The sequence below is a fragment of the Acinetobacter sp. UBA991 genome (assembly GCF_002292065.1).
Classification (GTDB): Bacteria; Pseudomonadota; Gammaproteobacteria; order Pseudomonadales; family Moraxellaceae; genus Acinetobacter; species Acinetobacter higginsii.
Genome location: NZ_DBBF01000002.1, coordinates 108,715 through 134,445 on the forward strand (window position 1 = coordinate 108,715; position 25,731 = coordinate 134,445).

General features: G+C 40.6%; 23 protein-coding genes. 12 read left to right on the top strand and 11 right to left on the bottom strand.

Annotated elements, in window-relative coordinates; all coding sequences use genetic code 11:
* Positions 1-89: 89 nt before the first annotated feature.
* A complete protein-coding gene (locus tag B2727_RS00565) occupies positions 90-953 on the bottom strand; it encodes an ETX/MTX2 family pore-forming toxin (RefSeq protein WP_033133379.1) in 864 nt (287 codons plus the stop codon).
* Positions 954-1,267: 314 nt separating this feature from the next.
* Between B2727_RS00565 and B2727_RS00570 the strand changes: the two genes are divergently transcribed.
* Positions 1,268-1,951 carry a response regulator gene (locus B2727_RS00570; protein ID WP_033133378.1) on the top strand — a complete coding sequence of 228 codons (684 nt, stop codon included), beginning with the start codon at positions 1,268-1,270 and terminating at the stop codon, positions 1,949-1,951.
* Between the two features lie 41 nt (positions 1,952-1,992).
* The gene (locus B2727_RS00575) at positions 1,993-3,816 is read left to right on the top strand and encodes a sensor histidine kinase (protein ID WP_081406943.1); all 1,824 of its coding nucleotides are present in this window, start codon (positions 1,993-1,995) and stop codon (positions 3,814-3,816) included.
* A 50-nt stretch (positions 3,817-3,866) separates the two neighbouring features.
* Here B2727_RS00575 and ppk1 read toward each other — a convergent pair whose 3' ends face one another.
* The gene (gene ppk1, locus B2727_RS00580) at positions 3,867-5,945 is read right to left on the bottom strand and encodes a polyphosphate kinase 1 (protein WP_005184183.1); all 2,079 of its coding nucleotides are present in this window, start codon (positions 5,943-5,945) and stop codon (positions 3,867-3,869) included.
* Positions 5,946-6,058: 113 nt separating this feature from the next.
* A complete protein-coding gene (gene mtgA / locus B2727_RS00585; protein ID WP_033133377.1) occupies positions 6,059-6,733 on the bottom strand; it encodes a monofunctional biosynthetic peptidoglycan transglycosylase in 675 nt (224 codons plus the stop codon).
* Positions 6,734-6,805: 72 nt separating this feature from the next.
* On the opposite strand from mtgA, the gene B2727_RS00590 reads away from it, so the two are divergent.
* Positions 6,806-7,612: a rhomboid family intramembrane serine protease gene (locus tag B2727_RS00590; RefSeq protein ID WP_033133376.1), complete on the top strand. Its 807-nt coding sequence runs from the start codon at positions 6,806-6,808 to the stop codon at positions 7,610-7,612.
* Here the strand turns inward: B2727_RS00590 and B2727_RS00595 are convergent.
* Together B2727_RS00595 and B2727_RS00600 are read right to left on the bottom strand one after the other, a co-directional pair.
* Positions 7,609-10,092, bottom strand: coding sequence for an ABC transporter permease (locus B2727_RS00595; RefSeq protein WP_033133375.1), 2,484 nt, complete (start codon positions 10,090-10,092; stop codon positions 7,609-7,611). The two genes, B2727_RS00590 and B2727_RS00595, sit on opposite strands and share 4 nt — an antisense overlap.
* Positions 10,089-10,793, bottom strand: a complete 705-nt coding sequence (locus B2727_RS00600; RefSeq protein WP_033133374.1) for an ABC transporter ATP-binding protein — start codon at positions 10,791-10,793, stop codon at positions 10,089-10,091. Before B2727_RS00600 ends, B2727_RS00595 begins: the two co-directional genes overlap by 4 nt.
* Positions 10,794-10,829: 36 nt before the next feature.
* On the opposite strand from B2727_RS00600, the gene B2727_RS00605 reads away from it, so the two are divergent.
* On the top strand, positions 10,830-11,459 hold the full coding sequence (locus tag B2727_RS00605) for an arylesterase (protein ID WP_005202239.1): 630 nt from the start codon (positions 10,830-10,832) through the stop codon (positions 11,457-11,459).
* A 25-nt stretch (positions 11,460-11,484) separates the two neighbouring features.
* Here B2727_RS00605 and aac(6')-I read toward each other — a convergent pair whose 3' ends face one another.
* Both aac(6')-I and B2727_RS00615 read right to left on the bottom strand, forming a co-directional pair.
* A complete protein-coding gene (gene aac(6')-I, locus B2727_RS00610) occupies positions 11,485-11,925 on the bottom strand; it encodes an AAC(6')-Ighjkrstuvwx family aminoglycoside N-acetyltransferase (RefSeq protein ID WP_005202238.1) in 441 nt (146 codons plus the stop codon).
* 98 nt (positions 11,926-12,023) lie between these two features.
* The gene (locus B2727_RS00615) at positions 12,024-12,638 is read right to left on the bottom strand and encodes a carbonic anhydrase (protein WP_004652048.1); all 615 of its coding nucleotides are present in this window, start codon (positions 12,636-12,638) and stop codon (positions 12,024-12,026) included.
* Between the two features lie 233 nt (positions 12,639-12,871).
* On the opposite strand from B2727_RS00615, the gene B2727_RS00620 reads away from it, so the two are divergent.
* Together B2727_RS00620 and B2727_RS00625 are read left to right on the top strand one after the other, a co-directional pair.
* Complete coding sequence (locus B2727_RS00620; protein WP_033133373.1) at positions 12,872-13,888, top strand: alpha/beta fold hydrolase; 1,017 nt, start codon at positions 12,872-12,874, stop codon at positions 13,886-13,888.
* Between the two features lie 24 nt (positions 13,889-13,912).
* Positions 13,913-14,920 carry a hypothetical protein gene (locus B2727_RS00625; RefSeq protein ID WP_033133372.1) on the top strand — a complete coding sequence of 336 codons (1,008 nt, stop codon included), beginning with the start codon at positions 13,913-13,915 and terminating at the stop codon, positions 14,918-14,920.
* Positions 14,921-14,942: 22 nt separating this feature from the next.
* Here B2727_RS00625 and B2727_RS00630 read toward each other — a convergent pair whose 3' ends face one another.
* Together B2727_RS00630 and nfuA are read right to left on the bottom strand one after the other, a co-directional pair.
* Entirely contained in the window at positions 14,943-16,988 is a 2,046-nt protein-coding gene (locus B2727_RS00630; RefSeq protein WP_033133371.1) for a TonB-dependent receptor domain-containing protein, read from the bottom strand.
* Positions 16,989-17,213: 225 nt separating this feature from the next.
* Positions 17,214-17,852: a Fe-S biogenesis protein NfuA gene (nfuA, locus tag B2727_RS00635; RefSeq protein WP_004652044.1), complete on the bottom strand. Its 639-nt coding sequence runs from the start codon at positions 17,850-17,852 to the stop codon at positions 17,214-17,216.
* Positions 17,853-18,005: 153 nt separating this feature from the next.
* Between nfuA and B2727_RS00640 the strand changes: the two genes are divergently transcribed.
* The 5 genes from B2727_RS00640 (at position 18,006) to B2727_RS00660 (ending at position 23,006) form a co-directional block, all read left to right on the top strand.
* Positions 18,006-18,623, top strand: coding sequence for a rhomboid family intramembrane serine protease (locus tag B2727_RS00640; RefSeq protein ID WP_005145015.1), 618 nt, complete (start codon positions 18,006-18,008; stop codon positions 18,621-18,623).
* 134 nt (positions 18,624-18,757) lie between these two features.
* A complete protein-coding gene (locus B2727_RS00645; RefSeq protein ID WP_033133370.1) occupies positions 18,758-20,440 on the top strand; it encodes an arylsulfatase in 1,683 nt (560 codons plus the stop codon).
* Positions 20,437-21,438, top strand: coding sequence for an SUMF1/EgtB/PvdO family nonheme iron enzyme (locus tag B2727_RS00650; RefSeq protein ID WP_033133369.1), 1,002 nt, complete (start codon positions 20,437-20,439; stop codon positions 21,436-21,438). Before B2727_RS00645 ends, B2727_RS00650 begins: the two co-directional genes overlap by 4 nt.
* A 95-nt stretch (positions 21,439-21,533) precedes the next feature.
* The gene (locus B2727_RS00655) at positions 21,534-21,695 is read left to right on the top strand and encodes a hypothetical protein (RefSeq protein ID WP_005184220.1); all 162 of its coding nucleotides are present in this window, start codon (positions 21,534-21,536) and stop codon (positions 21,693-21,695) included.
* 183 nt (positions 21,696-21,878) lie between these two features.
* Complete coding sequence (locus B2727_RS00660) at positions 21,879-23,006, top strand: helix-turn-helix transcriptional regulator (protein WP_005322941.1); 1,128 nt, start codon at positions 21,879-21,881, stop codon at positions 23,004-23,006.
* An 18-nt stretch (positions 23,007-23,024) separates the two neighbouring features.
* On the opposite strand, the gene epmA is transcribed toward B2727_RS00660, so the two are convergent.
* Entirely contained in the window at positions 23,025-24,008 is a 984-nt protein-coding gene (gene epmA, locus B2727_RS00665; RefSeq protein WP_033133368.1) for an EF-P lysine aminoacylase EpmA, read from the bottom strand.
* Complete coding sequence (locus tag B2727_RS00670; RefSeq protein ID WP_033133367.1) at positions 24,005-25,072, bottom strand: 4-phosphoerythronate dehydrogenase; 1,068 nt, start codon at positions 25,070-25,072, stop codon at positions 24,005-24,007. Before B2727_RS00670 ends, epmA begins: the two co-directional genes overlap by 4 nt.
* A gap of 190 nt (positions 25,073-25,262) precedes the next feature.
* Between B2727_RS00670 and B2727_RS00675 the strand changes: the two genes are divergently transcribed.
* The gene (locus B2727_RS00675; protein ID WP_004652036.1) at positions 25,263-25,637 is read left to right on the top strand and encodes a diacylglycerol kinase; all 375 of its coding nucleotides are present in this window, start codon (positions 25,263-25,265) and stop codon (positions 25,635-25,637) included.
* Positions 25,638-25,731: the final 94 nt, after the last annotated feature.

Here is a 25,731-nt window from a genome sequence, read left to right on the forward strand (position 1 = left end):
TTTATTAATTTAAATCATCTTAATAATATTTTTATAATTCTAAAAATTCAAAAAAATGCCCATATATGGGCATTTTAAAAACTATCAAATTATGCTAACTCAACAAGCTCTACAAAGTTTTCCTCTTTTTCTATTAATTTCTCTACATTCCCCAAATTAACGAGATCAGTAATATCCGAAATAATAATTTTAAAATCGAATTGCTGAGAATTATCCATCATTCCTTTATCTTCGATACCACGTACGGTAAACCTTTCACTATCATTTCCAGCTAATTTTTTTGCATTAATTTGTTGAAAGGCATGTCCAATAGAAGAGATCCAATGATAATGATTATCCACCCGACTTTCGAACCAAGTCCCAGTTTTACCCTTAAAAGCAATTAAAGCAGTGAATGGTATTAATAATCGCTGTTTAGTACAAACCAAAGAAGCTCTGTAGATCTTTCCTGCAGGTACAATGCATTTAATTGTTTGCTTGATGGTTTGAGAGCTGGATTCCGTTGTAGACTCTGTTTTTGAAGTCGCATATTGGTATTCAAAATTAACTTTTATCGTCTCTGATACATCCACAAAAACAATTCCAGCTTTTGCTTTTACTTCATACCCAAGACCAAACTTGATTGTATGGCTCTTTGTTGTCGTATGGGTTTTTGCCAAAGTACAAGTATCCGATAACTCGGTTGAAAACTCAGTGCCAATATTACTTTTAGAATTGTCAAAATCGCTATGGATAATCGTAACCTGATTTTTTTCAAGTTTTGCCTGATCTTGATGAAAAATGATTTCAACATCATCAGCATCACTCACATCCCCATATAATCCACCATCATTTTGTGCCCCCTTTTCATACCACTTACCATTGGCTGGATCTTTATTGGTATTTAATTCTTTTTTCCAAAAATCTGTTAATAACGAACGTAAATATAATTTATCTAGATGTTTAACTGACATGGTTTTTCTCCATTTATTCAAATAAGTTTTATTGAAACCATATAAGATCACATTAGACTAAATTCAAATATCACTGAAAACTGGTATTTTAAAAACAACTCTTGATTAGATTTATTTAATAATAAAAATATTTAATAGTCATATAAAATTCAAATAATAGTTAAAATAAAATATATGATCTAAAAATAAGTAATAGAAAAAAAAGAGGCCTGAAAAAAATATTGTAGACATAGACCTTACAATACCTAATTTCAGTGATAGTCAAAAAATCAAATCCCCCCTATGATGACAACTGAAAACAATAATGGTTAAGGATGATTTTTGTGTCTCAGAATGAACTCACTTTACCCGTGCCCGTATTTATTCTGGAAGATGATGCAATCATGCAACAGCGGCTAAAAAGAATCTTACTGGACATTGGTTATACACAAGAGGCTCTCATTTTTGCGCAAAGCCTCTATCAAGCGAAAGAGATACTTAAACAAAGCCCAATTTCATTTGCACTGGTTGATCTCGGATTACCCGATGGCAATGGCATTGATTTTATCGAAAGCCTAAGACAGCTCGATGAAAGCTCGCCCGTTCTGGTTATTTCGGCTTGGAGCACTCAGGAAACGATTTTAAAAGCAATCCAAATGGGTGCAACAGGCTATCTGTTAAAAGAACGAGATGATTTTGAAATTACCTTATCAATTCGGAGTATATTAAGAGGTGGTGCACCAATAGACCCGTTTATAGCCCAACAGATTCTGTCAAAAATTTCATTTGAACCGACAACAAAAGATATTGTAGTCGTAGAACAAAATCATTTACTTTCAGCGCGAGAATTTGAAATTTTAAAACTGGTTTCTCAAGGAATGAGTAATCGAGAAATCGCTGATTTTCTTCATTTATCAAAATATACAATCGAATGTCATATCAAACATATTTATCGAAAGCTTTCAGTGGGCAGTCGCTCCAAAGCCATCAATACAGCACGTTCATTAGGTCTTTTATAAAGTACCTCGTACTGTGCTGGTCGCTTTGCTTAGCACAAGTAGTGCTGGCGAATTCATTGCCATCTATTGCAAATAGCCACTCAAGCTGTACAGCTCAAATCACCTCGATACAGGTTGCAAAAGCAAACCGAGAAAGTCAGACACAACATCCTCAAACCGACTGGCAAACGATAACTTTGCCTGATCATTGGCATCAACGTTGGCCAGACTATACCGGTAGTGCATGGTATAAAATTGCTTGGGATTATCATTGTCCACAGCATCAATACGAACCGATTACCTTAGTGATTAATAGTATTAACATGGCAGGAGAGATTTATCTAAACGACGAACGCCTTTGGCAAGATAAATCCCTAGTTGAGCCACTGTCTCGTAGTTGGAATATGCCACGTTACTGGGATTTACTCCCCTCTACATTAAAACAAGGCTCAAATACTTTATGGATTCGAGTCGTTGGAGTTGCAACCCAAGATCCAGGCTTAGGGCACGTTATCTTAGCAACACCAGAAATCGCAATTCCTCAATATGAAACCTTCATATATGAACAACGCGTTTTAAACTTTTTTAATCTTTCCTTCTCACTGATCTTGGGCCTGATTGCTTTTCTGGTCTGGCTCTTTCGTCGACAGGAAAAAGCTTTTGGTTGGTTTGCTCTAACCTCCTTCTGCTGGGTGATTATTATGAGCAATATTGCCATCATCAATCCCCCTTTTGGCTTAAATACCTTACAAATTGCACGCATCAATATCGTCATGATTTTTATGCATGCAATTTGTGGTTGTTTATATGCATGGCGTTTTGCGCATCAACGTTTTCCCCATATCGAAAGAACCTTTTTGATTGGCTTTATTGTTGTAGCTCTATCCGCTATTTTACTCCCAGATACAGCATTAACATGGTTTTTACTACTCACCTTTATCTGCGCTGTTTTTATTAATATCGCCAACTGTATTTCGTTCCCTTTTATTGCTTATAAAGTAAGACAAATCGAAGCCTATTTATTGGCGAGTGTTTTTGTTTTCTTCTTATTTATTGTACTGCATGACGCGTATCTGATTCTTAGCAAGTCCTCAACTAGAGCTGCTACTGTTGCTTATACAGCGCCTTTAATGACCTTATTTATTGCGATTATTCTTGCTTTAAGGCTTGCCAAAAATGTGAAGAAAATTGAAAAATTTAATCAAACATTGGCACAGAATATTGTTGAAGCAAGGGATGAATTGGCTGTTTCACTGAGCACCCAGCATCAACTTGAATTAGAAAATGCAAAGCTACAAGAACGCATACAACTTGCACATGATTTACATGATGGCTTAGGCGGTTCTCTGGTTCGTTCCATGGTGACTGTCGATCAAAGCCATGTAAATCTGAGCAATCAACAATTTTTATCCATGTTAAAGTTATTACGAGATGACTTGCGTCAGGTGATTGATAGTGGCTCAAGTACTGGGGCAAAAGTACCAGATACGCCTTTGCTCTGGGGAGCTCCATTGCGTTATCGGTTTAGCCAGCTATTCGATGAACTTGATATTGCATCAAAATGGTCTTTTCCCGAATCTTGGCAAATCCAACCAAGTCCGCTCGTTTGTCTGACCTTACTACGAGTCGCAGAAGAGGCATTGACGAATATTTTAAAACATAGCCAAGCAAATTCAGTGCGCTTTATCTTGTCTTTTTCAAATGATACAAAATTAATTTTAGAGATTGAGGACAACGGAATTGGATTTAATGTTGAAGCGGTCCAAACTGCGGGAATGAGTGTCGGCCTGAGAAGTATGCAAACGCGTTTAGAACGTTTGGGTGGGACTCTCGTTATTTACTCCAAGGTTGGGAAAACCGCAATAAAAGCATCTCTTCCGATTTAATTTAAATATGTTCCAACAAGTACTGTTGACTTGTTGGAACACTCAGACATTTATTTAATTGCATCAAGCAAAGTATGCTGTGCATTATGTGGCGCCTCACCTTCTACAGGTCGTGCACGATCCCAAACACCATCACCCTGTAACAACCATGCTTGCTGATTATCTTTGAGATAATTCAATAAACCGAGTTGATAGATACGCTTCTTCAACGCAGGATCTTCAATCGGGAAACAGGCTTCAACACGGTTGAATAAGTTACGATCCATCCAGTCCGCACTCGAACCATAAATACGTGGATTACCATTATTACTGAAATAATAAACACGTGTATGTTCCAAAAAGCGACCGACAATCGAACGGACACGAATGTTTTCAGACAGATTTGGCAAGCCCGGACGTAAACAACAAATGGAACGAATAATCAGATCAACCTGCACACCTGCCTGCGAAGCTTCATACAATTTATTGATCAATTGAACTTCGGTTAAGGCATTTACTTTAATAATAATTTGCGCTGGTTTGCCTTCTTTGGCATTGGCAATTTCATCATCAATATAATTAATGAGTTGAGCGTGCAAAGTGAATGGCGCGTGCAGTAGCTTTTTCGGCTTTGCCATTTTGCCCATACCGGTTAATTCTTGGAAAATACGGTGTACGTCTTCACACAGGTCTTTGTCTGTGGTCATCAAACCGTAGTCGGTATAAATACGAGCATTGGTGGCATGGTAATTCCCAGTCCCCAAATGAACATAGCGCACCAGTTTATTATTTTCACGACGCACCACTAAAATCATCTTGGCATGGGTTTTATAACCCACGATACCATACACCACCACTGCACCCGCTTCTTGCAGGACGTTGGCCACTTCAATATTGGACTCTTCATCAAAACGGGCACGTAATTCAATGACTGCGGTGACTTCTTTCCCATTTCGTGCTGCTTCAGCAAGTACTTGTACGATTTCTGAATCAGCACCGCTACGGTAAAGGGTTTGCTTAATTGCTAGCACTTGCGGATCACGCGCAGCTTCACGCAACAATTGAATCACAGGCGCAAATGATTCAAACGGATGATGCAATAAAATGTCCTGCTTCTGCATGGCAGCAAAAATACTTTCCGACTTTTTAAATGCTTTTGGAATGACTGGTGTATGTGAGTCATAACGCAAATGTGGACGTTTAAAGTTCGACAATAAACGTGCCAAATTCACTGGTCCATCAACACGATAGAGCTGCTCTTCGTTTAGATCAAACTCATCCAGTAAATATTCATAAATATGCTTTGGACAGTTATGTGTCACTTCCAAACGAACTGCTCGACCAAAACGGCGTGAACTTAATTCACCTTTGAGCGCTTTGGCTAGATCTTCTACATCTTCGTTCAAGGCTAAATCGGCATTACGCGTGACACGGAATTGATAGCAACCTGTTGCCGTCATGCCTGGGAACAAGTCCGAGACATGTTCGTGAATGATTGCAGACAACATCACATGATGTTCTTTACCATCGGTGAGCTCATCTGGTAAACGTACCACACGTGGCAAAGAACGTGGTGCGGGTACAACTGCAAGATCAATCTGACGACCAAACGCATCCTTCCCTTCCAAGGTCACAATGAAGTTTAAGCTTTTGTTGACTAAGCGTGGGAATGGGTGTGCTGGATCAAGACTAATTGGAGTCAGTACAGGGGCAACTTGCTCTTGAAAATACTTTTTAATCCAAGCCGATTGTGCTGGCGTTAATTCACCACGACGTAAGAAGCAAATATCCTCTTCACGCAGTTTCGGCAAAATTTGTTCGTTTAGAATACGGTATTGACGCTCAATTGCAGCATGCGTGGTTTTTGAAATTTGATCTAAAACTTGTTTAGGTGTTAATCCATCTGGCGTGCGGCTTTCATTGCCTAAGGTCAGTTGCTCCATCACTCCCGCAACGCGAATTTCAAAAAATTCGTCTAAATTGCGTGAAAAAATCAGCAGGAAGTTCATCCGTTCTAAAAGGGGGTGAAGTGGGTCGACGGCCTGTTCAAGTACACGAAGGTGAAAATCGAGAATCGAAATTTCACGATTAATATAACGATCGTTGTAACTGTATTCTATGGGCGCTGTTGTCGTCACTGCAGTATTCATACCGAACCTTGTCGCATTATCATTCATCAAGTGATGATTTAAGTATGCTGCAAAATTATGTCAATTTGGTAAAAAAGCCCAAAAATATTGGGCTTTTTTAAATTTTTTTTGGATTATTGCGGAATTTGTATCGCATTCATATATTTTAAAATAACACGTTTGCGATATTGCAGCTTACGGTCATTGCGGTTGTCTTGATAGTACTTTGGATTAGGTAATAATGCCGCCAAGAAAGCCGCTTGTTCTCGGCTTAAACTTTTTGAACTTTTGCCATAATAGAATTGAGCCGCTGCCTCAACCCCATAGATGTTCTGACCAAACTCGACTGAGTTCATATACACTTCTAAAATACGGCGTTTTGACCACATCCGCTCCATCATCCATGTGGCAATGGCTTCTTGCCCCTTACGGATGAATGAGCGCTGATTATAAAGAAATAAATTTTTAGCCAGCTGTTGCGAAACGGTTGATCCACCCGCAACTAACTCGCCTTTTTCACTATTTCGTTCTAATGCAAATTGAATTCCAGCCCAGTCAAAACCATGATGATGGATAAACTTGGCATCTTCACCCGCTAAAATTGCGCGTTTGAAATTATCACTAATTTCATCATAATCGCGCCATTCCTGTTTAATCGGTTTGAAGTCAGTCAAATAGTCTGCACGCATAAACATCGTCGTTTCGACCGGATGGGTACGCCACCAGACCAAACTAGCAAAGATCCATAACTGAATCAGTAGAATGACGCCGATAATCAACATTACTGCGCGTGCTAAAAAGGCTTTCATTAAAGTGCATCACTCCATCGTGCAACAAATTCATGCTAAGCTATTTTTTATATCAATAACTAGCGTAAACACATGACTGAAACGACTCCACCACAAATCAATCAAAAATTGCAAATACAAACATGGTGGTTTACTGCGCTACTGATTGCAGTCAATGTCGGATTATTTGGCTGGCAGATTCTTTCAGGTGTGAATATTACCGACCCTGCCCCAGTAGATGCAATCGCTTGGGGTGCAGATTTTACCCCACTCACCTTCACAGGTGAACCTGAACGTTTATTCAGCAGCATGTTTTTCCACTTTGGCATGATTCATTTAATGCTGAATATGTGGGCACTTTATATTTTTGGTAGTGTTGCCGAACAACTCTTTGGACGAAGCTACTATATTGGTCTGTATTTTCTTGCGGGCTTAATGGGAAGTGTACTGTCAAGCTATTTAAGCATTCGTGATGGTTATGAACTATTACAGCAGTTTGATCCTAAACTGCTTCCTCACATCAGTGCTGGGGCCTCAGGCGCAGTGATGGGCATTGGTGCCGCGTTGACCGTGGTCTCATTATTTCCGCCTTTGCCACAACAGCGTTTTTGGCTCGATAAAAAGTCATTACTGATGATTATGGGAATTAACCTTGTCTTTGGTTTTACCGTTTCAGGCATTAATAATGCCGCTCATATCGGCGGTATGATCATGGGAGCTTCATTAGCTGCGACATGGTATTTCAGTCAAAAAATGCAAAACAAAGGCTTATTCCAGATCATTGCTTTAAGTCTTGGATTGCTATTACTTGCTGCATTTTATTGGTATTGCACCGCCTTAAGCGCAGGACTCAATCCTTTATGGCATGAAATCCTGCGCCAGAATCAGTCAACATTTTAAGACTGATTCATTTCTCTTAGACTTTGTAATGGTGGAATATCACATAAATAGCTCAGACGATAACGACCAATCAAAGTACAAATGATCATCATGCTCAACGGTAGGATCAACCAAATTTCAGGATGCCATTGCACAGCCATTTGCATCCTGTGACTGGCAATCGCACTAATCACCTCTGCAAACAAACATGCCACCACACCTGACAACAATCCAATAAAACCAATTTCAAGACTGAGCATCCGTTTGAGCTTATTCTTGGCAATACCAAATGAACGTAATAAAGCGACTTCTTTACGACGCTCATCCATCAGCACATTTAAACATGCAATCAGTACCAATACACCAGAGAAGCCAACCAATGCGGCGAGTACCGTGACAATCTGTACCAGCACATTCACCAAACGTTTAATTTCATCCAGAATCCGTCCGACATCAATAAATACCGTATTGGAAAATTGCTGAATCAATTGCACCATTTTCGGCTGATCGGCAGGTGGCAGATAGAAGCTGCCTAAATAACTGCCCGCGTTTTCATCCATCGTTTCGGGTGAGAAGATGAAGAAAAAATTCGGACTAAAACTTTCCCATTCGACGCTACGTAAGTTCACCACTGTAGCTTCTAAGGTACCTTCAGGCAGGCTAAAACTGAGCTGATCACCAATTTGAATGCCAAGCTCATGCGCTGTTTTTTCCTCTACAGAGACTTGTCCCACTTTGCTAAAGTTTGCAACCCCTTGGGTAATCACATTGTCTTTAGGATAAAGACTGGCTTGAGTCAGATTGAGCTCACGACGTAATGAGTTGTTTTGCTTGACCAATTCAGGCGCGAATGCATGTCCATTTTTAGCCAGTAAACGTCCGCGAATATTGGGATACAGTGGCGTTGATTGCCAACCATTTTGCTCAATTTGCTGTTTGAACTGTGGCATATCAAATGGTGGTAAACCATAGACAAATTGGTTCGGCGTACCCTCAGGCAATTGCTGTTGCCAGCGTTGCAGCAGATCCGTTCTCAATACACTCAATACCGTAATCAAACTCAGGCCTAAAGCCAGTGCAGTGATCTGCAAAGCGGTTTGATGTGGAATCCGTACATAAGCCGCTAGAGGATGTTTCAGTTGTTTAATCGCTTTGAGTAGCAGCCAAATCACCCCATACATCATCGAGCAAAGCAGTAAGATTGCGCTGAGTACCAACAAGCTCAACTGTAGATTATCACTCAGCACCAAACTAAACAGAATCAAGCTGACAATACCAATCGCAAACATTGCCACATAAGACTTCCGTGAACGCTCCTGTTGGCGAATCACCCGAATCGGTGGTGTGTTTAATAACTCCCAAATGCTTGGCAAAATAAAGCCGATCAGCACCATCACACTGGTAAAAATCGCAATGGGTAAGGCATAAAGCAGATCGACGACTGCGAAGCTCAATTGCAGTTGTGGAATCAATTGCAACATCAGTTGCAATAAACCATAACCCAAAGCAATCCCAATCAAGCTTCCTAACACAATCGACAAAGCACTGACGATTGCAAGCAAGGCAATATAGGCCAATAAAATTTGTCGCTTACTCGCCCCCAAACAACGCATCAAAGCAATATGATCTTGATTCTGCTGTACATAACGCTGACTGGTTAAAGCAATCGCGATACCACAGAGTAAAATGGTCAATAGATTGGCCAGCTGTAAGAAAGTATCCAAATTTTCAATCGGCTTCATTAAGCGGGTATTAGATTGACTGGCATCTCTGAGTTTCAGTGAACTTTGCTCGCCTTCAAATTGTTGATCTGCCTGCTGTTCAGTGTCTTGTTCATTTTTTTGAGATTGTTTGAAAATCTTTTTATAGGCCTTAATTGGCTCAGGCTCACCCGCAAGCAGCAGTCGATATTCAATTCGGCTTCCGACTTGAACGGCATTAGTTTTAGCAATATCGGCTTGGTGAATAATCACCGTCGGAGAGAACCCTGAAAATCCAGTCTCTTGATTAGAATCTCGTTCAATAATGCCCGTGACTTTAAACTGAGCATCGGCAATTGCCAATGGCTCCCCCATTTTTGCATGTAATAAATCCATCGCCCGCTGACTTAACCAGACTTCTCCTGGTTGTATCGCCTGTGCTTTGGGTTGAATCACCAACTGACCACGTAAGGGAAAATTTGCATCTACCGCTTTGACATTCACCATCACAAATTGATCTTGGGTATGTGCCATTGAGCTAAATACGGTCACTGGAGCATGTTTTAACTTCAGTTCATCTGCCTGTTGCAGCCAATTCAGGTGAATGGGATCCTTGTCTGATAGGACTAAATCCCCACCCAGCATTTCAGCCGCTTGTAGCGCCACCGCATTTTGGACTTGAGTATTACTAAACTTGAGCGCCGTAGTGGCACTGATTGCCAAAGACAAGGCAATAATCAGCAGATATAAGCCCCCAGTACGAAAACTTTGTAACAGTAAGGGTTTCAGGACTGAACTCATACCCCCTCCTGCAACTTAACGATTTCCTGAATTTGACCATCGGCGAGTTTCACATGGCGTTGGCAAAGTGCAGCCAAGTTTTGATCATGAGTAACTAGCACTAAGGTTGTACTGAGTTCTTTATTTAAATCAAATAACAGTTGTTCAACCTCTTCCGCAGTTTGCCCATCCAGATTCCCTGTGGGTTCATCCGCAAAAATGATTTTTGGCTCTGCAATTAACGCCCGTGCAATCGCAACACGTTGCTGCTCTCCACCTGAAAGCACTTTCGGTGTTTGCTGTGCTTGTCGAATCAATCCTACCCTTTCCAACCATGCCAATGCTTTTTGTTCTGCCTGCTTGAAATTAAAATCGGGTTGCAAACGTAACGGCAACATCACATTTTCCAATGCACTTAACTGCGGCAACAACTGAAAAGATTGAAAGACAAAGCCAATATTTTCTAAACGAACACGGGCACGTTGTTCTTCAGTAAGCGTATGAACTGCTTCTCCACAGACCCATAACTCACCCAAACTCGGTCGATCCAATGTCGCGAGGATACCTAATAAGGTTGATTTTCCTGAGCCTGAACGTCCTGTAATGGCAATTTGTTCACCTTGATAGATATCTAAATTAATATCTTTTAAGATGCTGAGACTTTGCTGATTGATTTGAATATTTTGTGTAACTTTTTGGGCAGAGATAATCGGTTGTGGCATGATGTCACGTATCCTTTAGGACAAATTTGAAATACGATGCAAAAATCTAAAGTTATCTGGTCACTATCAAAAGCAGTTGGAATCATCGCCATTGGCTTGATCCCAACACTGGTTTCAGCAAAGACTATTTTAATTTTGGGTGATAGCCTGAGCGCAGGTTATGGCATCGATGTAAAACAAGGCTGGGTGCAATTATTACAACAACGCCTAGACCAACAGTATCCGAAACAACACAAAGTGGTCAATGCAAGTGTCAGCGGTGAAACCACCAGCGGTGCATTGGCAAGACTTCCGAAGTTATTACAAACTTACAAGCCTGAAATTGTGGTCATTGAGCTTGGCGGCAATGATGGCTTACGTGGTCAACCGCCACAAATGATTCAAAAGAATCTCGCTCAATTGGTACAGCTGAGCCAAAAACAGAAAGCCAATGTTTTACTGTTTGGTATGAAAATACCACCGAATTATGGGACAGCCTATAGCACGGCTTTTGAAAATAATTACAAAATTGTAAGTCAGCAATATAAAGTGAAACTGTTGCCGTTCTTCCTTGAAGGTGTGGCTGGGCAGAAACATTTAATCCAGAATGATCAAATCCATCCCAATGCCAAAGCACAACCAATTATGCTGAATGTGGCTTATCCCTATATCAAAGGCGCTTTATAAGCACCAGTTGAGTCGCTAAAGTCGCTTAGCCGATATTTTTCTTAAAATACACCACACGTTCAGTTTCATGAAAACCGAGTGCTCGATGCATTGCATGGCTAATATGATTGTCCAGCGCTGCATCTGAAGCGAACTCAGTACATGCAAATTGTTTCGCCCATTCCTCTACGAACTGAACCAACTGAGTCGCGATACCTGAACGTCGATATTCAGGTAATACATAAATCCCTTCAAGAAAAGCCACGGGTGAGGTTTGTGTACCATTCACATATTCATATCGAATCGAAGCTTCCAACATGCCAATTGCTTGTTGGGTGTCGGTATAAGCCAATAATTGTAAAGTATCAGTTTGTTTAAGTAGCTGACGCATTTCCAATAAATGCGCATCGTCATGATCAGGCCAGAGCAAACTTCTTAATGCTAGCCAATCTGATAATTGTGATTCAGATATCGGCATAATATTCATAGTGGAGTTGCTCTTTGAGTGAAACATCCAAATTTTATTAATGAAGGATAAAACATGAATGATAAAATAATGGCGAGTCTCTCAACTCGCCATCTGCTTTAAAAATCGAAGAAACTGACTTCACCTGTTTCCAGTGAATATTCAGCGCCAACCACAATCATTTTGCCTTTCTCGATCAGACTTTCCAACACGGCTGAACCATGACGTAATTGATTCACTGAAGCAAATACATTGGAACGAACCGCATGAGCTGACAGTTTTTTCAAATCGTTTTTTAAATCTGTTTGCATCAAAATTTCAACCGAAGGGCGTACACGATTGACAATCGACATCAAATTTGACGATGGCGGTTGCTGTGGGTTCATCAAGGTATCAATCGTCGCTTGAATCGCGCCACAGTGACTATGGCCTAACACCACCACAACAGCACAGTCATAACGTTCTGCCGCAAACTCAACACTCCCCACCTGTGACGGTGCAACAATATTACCGGCTACACGAATCACGAACAGGTCACCTAAACCTTGGTCAAATACCATTTCCGCAGGTACTCGGGAATCAGAACAGCCTAAAACAATCGCAAAAGGATTTTGTTCACTTGCCATTTCGGCACGTTCTTGGTGAGACAATAATTTTTGTTGAACTGCCTCTCCCTTTACAAAACGGGCATTACCAGCTTTTAAACGTTCTAGGGCTTCTTGAGCAGTGAGCATGCTTAAATCCATCTATGGTTGACATGAGCAAATAGTGTAATGTGCGCCTGTTTGAAAGTCACTGACAAAAATAAAAACTCTCAGTATGTCTGCTAATGTTTTAATCAGGAAAATAATGGAAAATTGATGATTTCATTGGCAAGAATTTCCATACAGTTGTAGATTATGCAAATGACTCCTTTAGCGCTTTCCCCAATAATCAATGGGCGTAAAAATAGATCAAGGACAGAACAATGAATACAAAAACCCAATTTGCAATGCCCTTTCGTAGGACGCTCACTGCGGCGTTACTGGCATGCAGTTTAACCACAGTTGCAATCAGCACCACACAGGCTGCGGAAATTGAAATGAGTTTCCAAAACCTACTGCAACAAGAACGTGCTTGGGCAGGCTTGCAAAGTAAAACTTTAAAAGTAGGTGACATTACGTGGTCATATAGTGAAGGTGGCCAAGCAGGTAAACCGATTGTGATTTTGATCCATGGCTTGGCTGGCAGTCGCGATAACTGGAACCGCGTCGCACGTGCCTTAACTGCTAATTATCATGTGGTCATCCCTGACTTGCCTGCCAGTGGTGAAACTCAGGTGCCAAAAGATTTTGATTATTCTGTACCCAACGTGACTGAAAAACTACGTCGTTTTGTTGAAGCAGCCAACCTCACCGGCCCAGCACATGTGGCAGGTCATTCACTTGGCGGTTCAATTGCGATGCTATATGCAGGTCAATATCCATTTGAAACCAAAAGCTTATTCCTGATTGATGCGGCTGGGGTATATAAATCTGCCACCACACCTTATCTTAAAGATCCAACTCAAGTCAGAAACATGATTGTGAGCAAAAAAGGAGACTTTAACTTCTTGATGCAACAAGCCATGCATACACCACCATTCATTCCTAAAGAAATTGCCCAAGCGCAAGAGAAAATGATGATTGGTCAGGTTGAACAAACTCAAAAGATGGTTGATCAAATCATTGCCTTGAATAAGCTCTACACACCAGACTCATTTGCCTTATTGGCGCGCTCAATTGATGCACCCACCCTGATTTTATGGGGTAAACAAGATAAAATTATTAATGTTGAAGTTGCACCTGAGTTAAAATCACTGCTGAAAAATGCACAAGCACCTGTAATCTTAGACAATGTTGGACATATGCCAATCTTGGAGGCAGATCAATTGGTGGTTCAGCAATATCTACCTTTCCTCAGTAAGATTCAGGCACAAAAGCCTGCAGCAATACCTTCACCCTAAATTTAATGAGCGATTTGAGATTTTATGTCGAAACACCCCATGATAGAACAACTGATTGATGCACAACTTGATTTTCTAGAGCAGGAGTTTGCACAGGCAGAAACGATTCAACACGAGTTTAAACAGTTCTATCATTGGTTACGCTTACAACAGTTACAGCATCTTTGGTCGTTTGAACAAATCTTTGAACTGATTGAAAAGCAGATTTTGGCCACACCTGCCAGTCCATTTTTAATCGAACAAATTGCTGAACATATTCGTTTTGCCTTGATTCATCCGATCAATGATCAAACCACGATTGAACAGGTCATTCCAGTCCTGACCATCGACTCAATCGCCCAGTATGTAGCGAGCAAGAGTGGACATCGCCAACGCTTGATCAAAACAGTAGTGAATAACCCTGCTTTTTCTGCATTGATTACCCAACTGATTCAACACTCAATCCAAGATTATCTGGATAATTCCATGTCAAAACGTGTTCCTGGGGTTGGACATTTTATGAAAATGGGAAAATCTGTTTTAGAAACAGTGACCGATTCCAATCTGAATGACACCATTAACCACTACTTACAAAAGAACATTTTAAAAATCAGTCAAATGAGTGAAAAGGTGTTAAATCAACACTTTAATGATGACAAGCTCTACCATTTTCAGGCCAACCTCTGGCATAAAATTAAAGTCATGCCTTTATCGGTCTTGCGTAATTATTTCGAGGTACAAGATTTACCTAAGACAGTGGGTATGGGACATGAAATTTGGGAGCATATCCGTCAAACCCCTTACCTAAAACAGCAAGTGCATGATGGCGTCTATGCATGGTATGCCCGTAATCAGGAGCGAACCTTTGATCTTTTACTACGTGACCTAAATATTGATGAAGAGTTGATTCAAAATCAGTTGACCGACCTGCTCTCACCAGTTTTACAGCAAGTCATCCAAACAGGTTATTTAAGACAACGCACACGCGTGTATTTAGAGAAATTTTATTATTCTGAAAAAACTAAAAACATTCTTAGTCAGAAAGATCGTTAAACGATCTTTCTAACTTATTCACTTAGTATTTAACAGTTACGCCGACAAATGCACGTTGACGTTCTACTAAATATGAATCATCACCATTTGATAAGTTCTTATCAAATAAATTGCTCAAACCCGTTCTAAAGGTAAGATTATCATTGTAGCTATAGTTTGCAGACACCCCAAAAATTGTATGCGGTTTTTGCAGACTACTGGTTGTTACATTATTACCAAAATATTGTTTTCCTGAATGTTTTGCATTGAATTCAAAAGCAAAAGCATCTGTTGGTTTCCAATTTAAAGCTGAGTTCACTGTAATTTTAGGTGTAGTAATTAGTTCTTCACCCGTATCTAAGTTTTTTGCCTCAAAGAAATAAGTCATATTATTATTCCAATACAACGTATCTGTGAGTGGGAAGTTTGCAACAACCTCTAAACCTTTCGTCCGTGCTTTGCCAATATTTTCATAACGGGTATACCAACGACCATTAATCTTATCTAACGCTGCGTAATCAATTTTATCTTTGAAATCAGTATGGAAATACGTCACACCAAGATCAGCGTTAAAGCCCGTATAATTGAAGCTAATTTCATAGTTGGTACTTTCTTCAGGTTCCAGATTTGGATTACCTGCCATGTAACAACCACCTGTCGTATAACCCAGTGGGATTAGAGAACTACAACCACCTCCTCTAGAAAAAGTCGCAGCACCTGCAGTTGTTTCTTTTAATGATGGTGCTCGGAAACCTTTTGCAACCCCACCTTTAATGGTGAAATCAGTGACTGGATGGAAGACAAGATAAGCTCGTGGGCTATGATGTGAACCATATTTATCATCATGGTCTAATCGATCACCAATCGTTAAATTTAAGTTGTCTAATAAACTTATATTATTTTCCAAGAAAACTGCCCAAGTTTTATTATCAACAGTTGGATCTGAATATTTCTGCCCATCCCAACTTCCATCTGGTGATGTTCCAATGGTTTGAGTATTGGTTAACTCATTTTTCTTCCACTGCCCACCAACCGTTAATGATTGTTCAAACAATACATTGAATGGGATATTCAAATTCCCCTCAACAATTGTTTCATTTGACTTCGCAATGCCAGTCTCATTACTACTATCGTAATCATTGTAATACGCAGATAGTTTAGATTTACCAAAACCCCAATCCCCATCATGGGAAATACTATAAGTGTGATGTTCTAAATTATCTGGTCCCCAAGAGATCTCGCCCTCACTAATCGCACCACCACGTCCAACGACCTCACCAAATCCTGCCTTATTTTTTTGAGTTGAAATTCCCGCTTCGACAGCAACTTGATGTTTATCATTAATTTTATAATTCAATAATGCGTTATAGTTTTCATCAATGTATCCAGAAGTCCCTTTACCAGCTTTAATATTCTGATCAGCTTCACGCTCTGTACGACCAGCAGTTAAGCGTAATCCTAAACTATCAGTTAATGGACCTGTCACCATAACGCCCATTTGGTCAGTATGTCCTAAATCCCCGGAAGTCGTTGGAACAGTATAATTACGAGTTAAGCTCCCGCCCCATTTGGTTGGAATCTTACGGGTAATGATGTTGATTACCCCACCCATTGCATCTGAACCATAAAGTGATGACATTGGGCCACGTACCACTTCAATTCGTTCAATCATTTCAGGTGTAATCCAGTTTAAATCCTGACGGCCTAAATCAGGACGATAATTGGTATCACGCGAAGAGCCAATACGTTTCCCATCAATTAAGATTAAAGTGTAATTATCTGGTAAACCACGTAATTTAATTTTTGAACCGTCGCCATTAGGACTCGTCCCACCTGTAACACCAGGAACTTTATTCAATAATTCACCAATGCTGCTTACTGGTTGTTTTTCTATGTCTTCTCGCGTAATCACACTAATACTTGCAGGTGCATCTTTTACATCTACAGCTTGGCTACTAGCAGTCACAACAATTTTTTCAAGTTGGACAGCATCTTTATTGGTTTGAGTTTCTGCTGCATGTGCAACGGTCATCATACTACTCAACACAGAAATTGTGAGGAGCGATTGACGCACGATTGTATTAGACATATTTTCACCCGATTCAGAAAAAATCTTAAAATTTGCTTAAAAATTCATGAGAATTCTAACAAAAAACAAATAAAACTCAATAAAAATGATAATTATTATTATTTATATATTCACTTTGTTTTGCATACATCTATTTATAGGATAAAGAAAAATCATCTCAGTTTTGATTAAACAATAAAAAAAGCCCTCGAAAGGGCTTTTAAAAATACAGTAAATTTCCAGCAATTATTTAAAATAAGCGCCTTCTGCTTGCGTATGATCGGTTTGATCCACTACACGCTGTAATTCAGGCACATGCTGTCTTAAAGTGGTTTCTACCCCTTGCTTCAAGGTAACATCAATCGCAGAACAACCTTGGCAACCACCACCGAATTTCAATACAGCAGTTAGACCATGTTCTGGATCATTATTTACTTCTACCAAACTACAATTACCGCCATGTCCTTCTAGACCTGGATTAATTTCAGATTGCAGTACATAGGTAATACGCTCTTCAATTGAAGCATCTGGGCCGACACGCGGTACTTTCGAGTTTGGTGCACGGAATGTTAATTGACCACCAAAACGATCTTTGTTGTAGTCAATTACGGCGTCAACCAAATACGGAATTGAAGGTGCATCAACATAAGCAGGAAAATTAGGATAATCCTGTTTATAGTCTGTCGGCACCACTTCTTCAGGTGCGCTATATGCCATACAACATTCAGCACGTGGAGTACCTGGATGCTCTACAAAAACACGAACGCCAATTCCTGGGGTATTTTGCTTTGCTAATAAATCACCTAAATACTCTTGTGCAGATGGAGTAATTAAAAGGTTTGGAATTTCTTCTGCGACAGCAGTGTTGGTGTTCTCAGTCGACATAACAATAATCCTCAAGCTGATGTCGTTATATTAACCGAAGATGGAGGGTAATAAAAAAAAATCAACCATTTTTGTAGGAATTCTATGCAAGAACATTGTTTATTAAGTTTTTAATGGCATTATTGCTTAGACACTGATCAATTTAAAACCTATATGTTACATCTACCCTTTGGTCACACTGTGACTCTCATCATTATTACTGTTGCAATCTCCTTATTGGCCTTCTCCAATCAGGCGGTGATGAACCGTTTGATCTTTTGGCCTCCCGCAATGCAACGTGGGCAATATGACCGTTTTATCACGCATGGTTTCATTCATGCTGATGGCACGCATCTATTGTTCAATATGATCACGCTGTTTTTCTTCGGCAATATTATCGAAAGCTTCTATCGTCAGTTTTTCTATGATATGGGCTTTGTCTTATTTTATCTAGGCGGATTGATTGTTGCCATTTTACCGAGCTATCTGAAACATCGTCATGATGCACGATGGGCGAGCCTAGGTGCTTCTGGTGCAGTTTCAGCGGTACTGTTTGCCTATATCCTGTTCCAGCCTTGGAACTTGATTTTTGTGTTCTTCATTCCAGTTCCTGCGATTATTTTTGCCATTTTATATGTGGCCTATAGCATCTGGTCAGGTAAACGCGGCAATAGCAATATCAACCACAGCGCCCATCTCTGGGGTGCTGCCTATGGCGTGGTGGTGACCATCATCTTGGAACCAAGGGTTGTTCCACATTTCTTGAATCAACTCACCAAAATCCCATTTTAAATCATCTTAGAAATAAGCCCCTATATTGGGGCTTTTCTTTTTTTAAGATTAATAATCAAATTTTAATTATTTTTATCATAAAAATCATCTCTCTAAACTCGCCCTAATTCTTCTATAAAATTAAGTCGATTCTAATGTCTCGTAATAGCCTTCTTAGCACACTTTCTATCGCATTATTTAGCCTTTCAATTTCAGCTTGCAGCAATAATGATTCTAATGACTCCAATACCGTGGTTGAAACCAAGAAACAGCCCAACATTTTATTCATCATGGCAGATGACTTAGGCTATTCCGACTTAGGTGCTTTTGGTGGGGAAATTCATACCCCGAATATCGATGAACTGACCCGAGCAGGTCGTATTTTAACGGATTACCATACCGCGCCGACCTGCTCTCCAACACGCTCACAATTGATTTCGGGGACTGATCACCATTTAGCAGGCATTGGTGCAATGGCTGAGCTCACACCTGAGCATCTAAAAGGTCAACCGGGTTATGAGGGTTATTTAAATGAACGCTCACTCTCGATTGCCGAAGTCCTGAAAGACAATGGCTACCGAACCTATATTAGTGGTAAATGGCACTTAGGCTTGACCGATGCAACCAACGCACATGCCAAAGGATTCGATCACTCATTTACGTTATTGCAAGGCTTAGATCTACATTTTAAACAAGCACCAAGTGCCTATAAGCGTAATGCCACTTATACCGAAGACGGCAAACAAGTTCCGATTTCATCCTTACCTGATGATTTCTTCTCTACCAACTACTTCACCGACAAACTGATCAGCTATCTAGAATCAGGTAAAAACTCAGGTAAACCGTTCTTTGCCTATGCTGCTTACACCGCACCACATTGGCCTTTACAAGCACCTGCTGAATATCGTGATCGTTATCGTGGTGTTTATGATGCTGGCTATGATGTGATTCGCGATGCACGCATAGCCCGTCAAAAACAACTCGGATTAATTCCAGCAAATTTTAAAGCAGCTGAACCAATCGCCACGCAAAATGCACCACAAAAATATGCTAAGTGGAATGAGCTTTCAACCGAGCAAAAGGCGCTTGAAGCACGCAGAATGGAAATCTACGCAGGTATGGTGGAAAATCTGGATGCCAATATTGGTCGAGTGATTCAGTATCTAAAACGTAATAACTTATATGACAACACTTTAATTTTCTTTGTTTCCGATAACGGCTCAGAAGGTTTTATTCGTGGCAATTATGGAGCCGAGTCAGGTTTTGATAACAGCGTTAATAATGTCGGGACTTCAAGCTCTTATCACTATGTTGGACCACGTTGGGCTGAAGTCAGTGCTGCGCCATTCCATCTCTGGAAAGATACTGCAGGTGAAGGTGCAACCACCGCACCTGCAATTGTAAAACTGCCATATCAAACCAAGGCTCAAGCCACGCATCATGGTTTTGCCTCAGTCTTGGATGTGTTCCCAACCGTGCTCGACTACGCAAATATTGCCGTCCCACAAGGTCAATACAAAGGTCGTCAAATCAATACACCAAGCGGCTATTCATGGAAACCCGTACTCGACAATAAAGCCCAAGCCATTCGCCCAGTCAACTTTAGTTTTGCCGATGAATTACATGGCAGTAAATATGCCCGTCAAGGCGACTGGAAAATTGCATTACAAGGTAAATCAGAACTCGGAACAGGTGCATGGGAATTGTATAACCTCAAAAATGATCGAGGTGAAACGCAAAACCTTGCTCAAGATAATCCTGCCAAGTTACAAGAGCTGGTAAATGTGTATAACCAATACACCCAGCAAAATGGTGTTAAGGAATACAACCTTAAATGAAGTGGGTATGCTTTTTAATTTCACTGAGCAGTCTGTCCCTCGTGACAGGCTGTAGCAAAGTTAAGCCTGCTGCCACTCATTCACATACACAAAACAGCACCGAGGCTCAACTAGGTTCATTACAGCAATGCCAACAGTATTCGGGCTTACCCGAAGCATGGCAAAACAGTAAAACCGCTGGGATGGTGTGGGTTCCTAAAGGTTCATTTCATCTGGGTTCAAACTTAGCCTACCCTGATGAGCTGAATTTTGGCCAAGCACAGCGGCAAGTGGCTGGCTTCTGGATTGATCAAACCGAAGTGACCGTTGCTCAATTCTCCAGTTTCATCAAAGCCACAGGCTATGTCACTGATGCGGAAAAACAGAAACAAGCTGCAGTATTTTCTCCTGATGTGAATAACCCAAATCAATGGTGGCAACTAAAAACAGATTACACATGGAAAACACCCAATGGTGCTCAAGGTCAGCCCCCATTGCCGTCTGAACCAGTTCGCTATGTCACTCAAAATGATGCTGAACACTATGCCGTTTGGTTGGGACGGGATTTACCTACAGAGCAAGAATGGGAATACGCAGCCAAGGCTGGTTCGAAAACCGATACCCCTTTACACCAAGCACCACAGGATGCCCATCAACATCCACAAGCCAATTATTGGCAAGGTGAATTTCCTTTCAATAATACAGTTGAAGATCATTTTCAAAGTGTCGCGCCCGTCGGCTGCTACCCTGCCAATGCCTTTAAGCTGTTCGATATGATTGGCAATGTCTGGGAGTGGACCTCATCTGTTTATCACGGCGCACATGATCAACACATGGGCAATTATGCAGAACTGCGTCAACAAAACAGCACCGCAACGCAATATGTACTTAAAGGCGGTTCTTTTCTATGTGCCTCCAACTTTTGCGCCCGTTATCGAAATAGCAGCCGCTATCCACAAGAATTTGACTTGGCGGCAACGCATGTCGGATTTAGAACGGTTTTACGTACAGCAGAATGATACAAATCTATGTTAAAAACCTGTATCCTTCTGCTAGCTGAAACCGACTGATCGATTTACAGTAGAAGGGAAAGCAATAACAATAGGATGCAAGGATGAAAATAATACTGCTCTGCTTCAGCACTTTACTTACATTCGGCTTATCGGCCTGTGCCGTACATACCCCACATGGCAGCGTAATTGTTGATCCAGACAACCATCATGATGGTCGTGGTGATTTCTGCCCTCCAGGACAAGCCAAAAAAGGACGCTGCTAAACCCCAATATGCCTAAACCTGCTAATGCGTTTAGGCATATTTCGTTCAAAACTGATTTAACTTTAAATACTCATTTCATCTGATAATTGCATAAGAAGTCACATTTTTTTAATTTAATAATTTCATTTAGTTAAAATCCATATAAACTATATGGAATATATTCTATTTTCGATGGGATTTTAGATGACTCTAAGCCAACACAGCCCAGTCGTGGACATCTTGAATAAAGTTCAACATGCTGATGATTGGATGATTTTCTTAGAGCAACTGAATCACTATTTTGATGTGCAAGCTTCGCAACTGTTGGCTGTTGACCTTGAAGTCCAAGCACTCTCCTTTAGCGTCCATCACGGTGTGAATTTTGACTCCAATCAACTTGAACAAGCCGCACTGACCCAAATCCGCTTGGCCATAGATGATGACCCACGTTTAAAGAAAATGCTTTTGGGACCGATGACGGGATGGATGCATTGTTTTCAACATTTTCAAGAGCATGAAATTATTCAAACCCAAGTATACCAACGTGTTTTACAACCCTTAGATCTACGTTTCTGTTCAGCCATCCAAATCATTTATGATCATAAAGTCTGTGTATTACTCGCTTTTCTCACCAGCCCTGAGCGTGGTGCATTAAGCTGTACTGAACTTCAGCCGATTTATGAAATTTTGCCGATCGTACAGCAGAAAATTCAACAATATCGCCATCATTTTGAATATTCCACCATGACCCTACTTGGGTCACAGTTAATTCAAAAAATGAACCAACCGATTGCGATTATTAATCTCAATGGAGATATCTTAGAAATTAATGCTGAAGCTGAGCAATTACTGAAAAATAATCCACATATCCACATCCAACAACGTCGCTTTATTTTCAGTGAGGACCGACAAATTCAGTTTGATCAAAACCTGATTGAGCTCGAACGCCATTATAAAAACAATCCAGAACAGACACATCATGAACGGTCTAAAATCATGTTGCTAGATCAACATTTATTCTTAACGCTGGATTTGCTTAGTCCTGATAAAACTCATAAGATTTTTGGCCTTCGTCCAGTCTTACTTGCCACCTTCTCTGGATTAAAACAGAAGCCAAAATATCAAAAAGACATTTGTACCCAGCTGTTTATGTTTACGCCTGTTGAACATAAAATATGTGAGCAACTTCTAGAAGGTAAAACCACCAAAGAAATTGCCCTTTCACATGAAATTCAAGCCGATACAGTGAAGAAGCATCTGCAATCAATTTTTAAAAAAACCCGAACCCATCGCCAAAGTGAGTTGATGCAGCTATTAATGCAACTTCTATAAGGATTGAAAATAAAAGTCCTAGGCAATCTCAGCAGGAAATGCAATCACTTGGTCAATTTTGACTTGATTCATGGCAACCATGAGTAAGCGGTCGATACCCAAAGCAATACCAGAACATTCAGGCATATGGGGTAAAGCTGCCAATAAATGCTGATCCGTTGGAATCACCACCAAACCCTGCTTTGCACGCTCTGCATTATCTGCCTCAAAACGAGATGCTAGAACCTCAGCATCTAATAACTCATCGTAGGCATTGGCCAGCTCTAAACCTTCAATATACACCTCAAAACGTGCGGCAACGGATTCACCATCCTCATCCTGTTTTACTTTTGCCAGTGATGCCATTTCAGGTGGAAAATCAGTCAAAAATACAGGTGCATCGAAGCCTAGACTAGGTTCGACAAAGTGCGAGAATAACAGGTCCATATAAGCTAGACGATCATCACCCAAATCAAGATTAAGCCCAACACGATTGGCTGTATCTTTGAGTTGTTTCAAGCTCGCTTGCAAAGGATTAATATCCAAACGATCCTGAAAAGCATGCTTATAACTGAGAACAACTGGACGAATATCGCCAAAACGATGTGCCAAACAGGTTTCTAACAGATCCGCAGTTTCATGCATCAAGCCCTTTAAGTCTAATCCCGGTCGATACCATTCCAACATGGTAAATTCACTGTTGTGCTTACGCCCATGTTCATCATCACGAAATACTTTGCAAATTTGATAGATTGCCCCACTGCCACTGGCCAATAAACGTTTCATTGGAAATTCAGGCGAGGTCTGTAAATACTGGGTATTTAATTTACCGTGAATATGACGCTGTACTTGAACAGAAGCCAAATGGACATCCGTCACACCTGCCTGCGACAGAACTGGTGTTTCCACTTCCAGCACTTGCCGATGCGCAAAGAATTGACGAATCTTGCTGTACATCTCAGCACGCGCTTTTAAGGCCTCAAGTGAACAGGTCGGTTGGTAGCTTTTCATATCTTGACTCATGCTTTTGGCCCACCATGTGCAGCCCATTCACGGCGCAAAGGATAATTTTTTCGAAGTAAATCAAATGCGGTTTGCTCAACCTTGCCACCCTGAACACAAGCACGAAGTTGCTGATCATCAGCAGCAATATCATAAATCTGAGTCAGATGTTGTTTAAGCACAACTTTTAAATCCTGCTGCCCGAAATATTGTTCCACCTGAGGCAATTGACTCTCAAAACGCTTTGAGGCTTGATAAGAAAACTTATCGCAAAACGCTTGATAGATCATCTGTGTGCCTCTGGCCTTCCCTTCCAGACTATAACCCGCAATATGTGGCGTTGCTAATGCCAATAAATCCAACAGTTGCTCAGAAATTTCTGGTTCAAACTCAAATACATCGAGAACGACTTGACGCTGCGTGGTGATAATATCAGCCATTAATGCAGCCTGTTCAATCACAGGACCACGCGCACTATTGATTAAAATAGCAGAGGGTTTCATTGCAGCCAAAGCAGCCGCATCAAATAAATGCTGCGTCGGGAAATCACCCGATAAGGTCAAAGGCACATGAATTGAAATTGCATCGGCACGTTTTAACAGCTCAGTAAAAGAAACATTTTCAATACTGCCTAATTGCACATAAGGATCATAGCCAATTACATTCCAACCAAGCAGTTGTGCCATCACGGCAAGTCGACTACCGACATTCCCTAAACCAACAATGGCTAAAGTGAAGGCTTTATTTTTTTCCAAAAGATTGATATCTAAGTGTAGTAACGCAGTAATCACATATTCTGCAACAGCTTGTGCATTACAACCTGCGGCATTACTCCACGCAATATGTTTTTGCTCTAAGGCTTGAATATCAAGGTGGTCAGTTCCAATAGTGGCACTGCCTACAAACTTAATTTTACTCTGATCAATTAAGGCATGGTTTACTTTGGTCACTGAGCGAACTAAAAGTGCATCGGCATCCTGTACATCCGCATGGGTCAGAGTACGTCCTGCTCGGTGCTGTATTTCTGCAAATTCCGCAAAGAAATAATCGGTAAATGCCAAATTTTCATCTGCGATAATTTTCATGCAGCGCTTTCCTTCAATAATTCTGTGCTTATTATCCTTAGCACAGCACAAATTGACAATTTATAAATGCAAGCTTCGTAGAGATTAATGGCAGAAAGATGTGGCTTATGCTACACGCATGCGACATATTGCCAATTTACTGCAACATCTTTGCTTTTATACTAGAGCTTTCTAACATTCCTAAATCGTAATGACGCAATATTCTCCCTATAAAGGCAAAAATGGTATTAAACGGATTCTCAATGCCACAGGCTATTCTGTTGCGGGGTTTAAAGCAGCTTTCCGTTATGAAGCCGCCTTCCGACAAGTTCTATTGCTGAATATTATTCTGATTCCACTAAGTTTTTTTGTACATGTCTCTGCTGTTGAGCAAGCCCTGATGGTTGCTGTCTGTTTATTGGCGATCATTGTGGAACTGTTTAATTCAGCCATTGAAGCGGTGGTTGATCGTGTTTCTTTAGAAAAAAATCCACTATCTAAGAATGCCAAAGATATGGGCAGTGCTGCGCAATTTGTTTCTTTGGCTATTATCTTTTTTACTTGGATGATTATTTTATTCCGTTAAAAAAGATTGCCTTCAGGCTAAAAAGACAATCTAAAAGGCCAAGACCTGTGTGAAGAACATCTAGGACGAATGCTAGCCAATTGATATCCGTCCC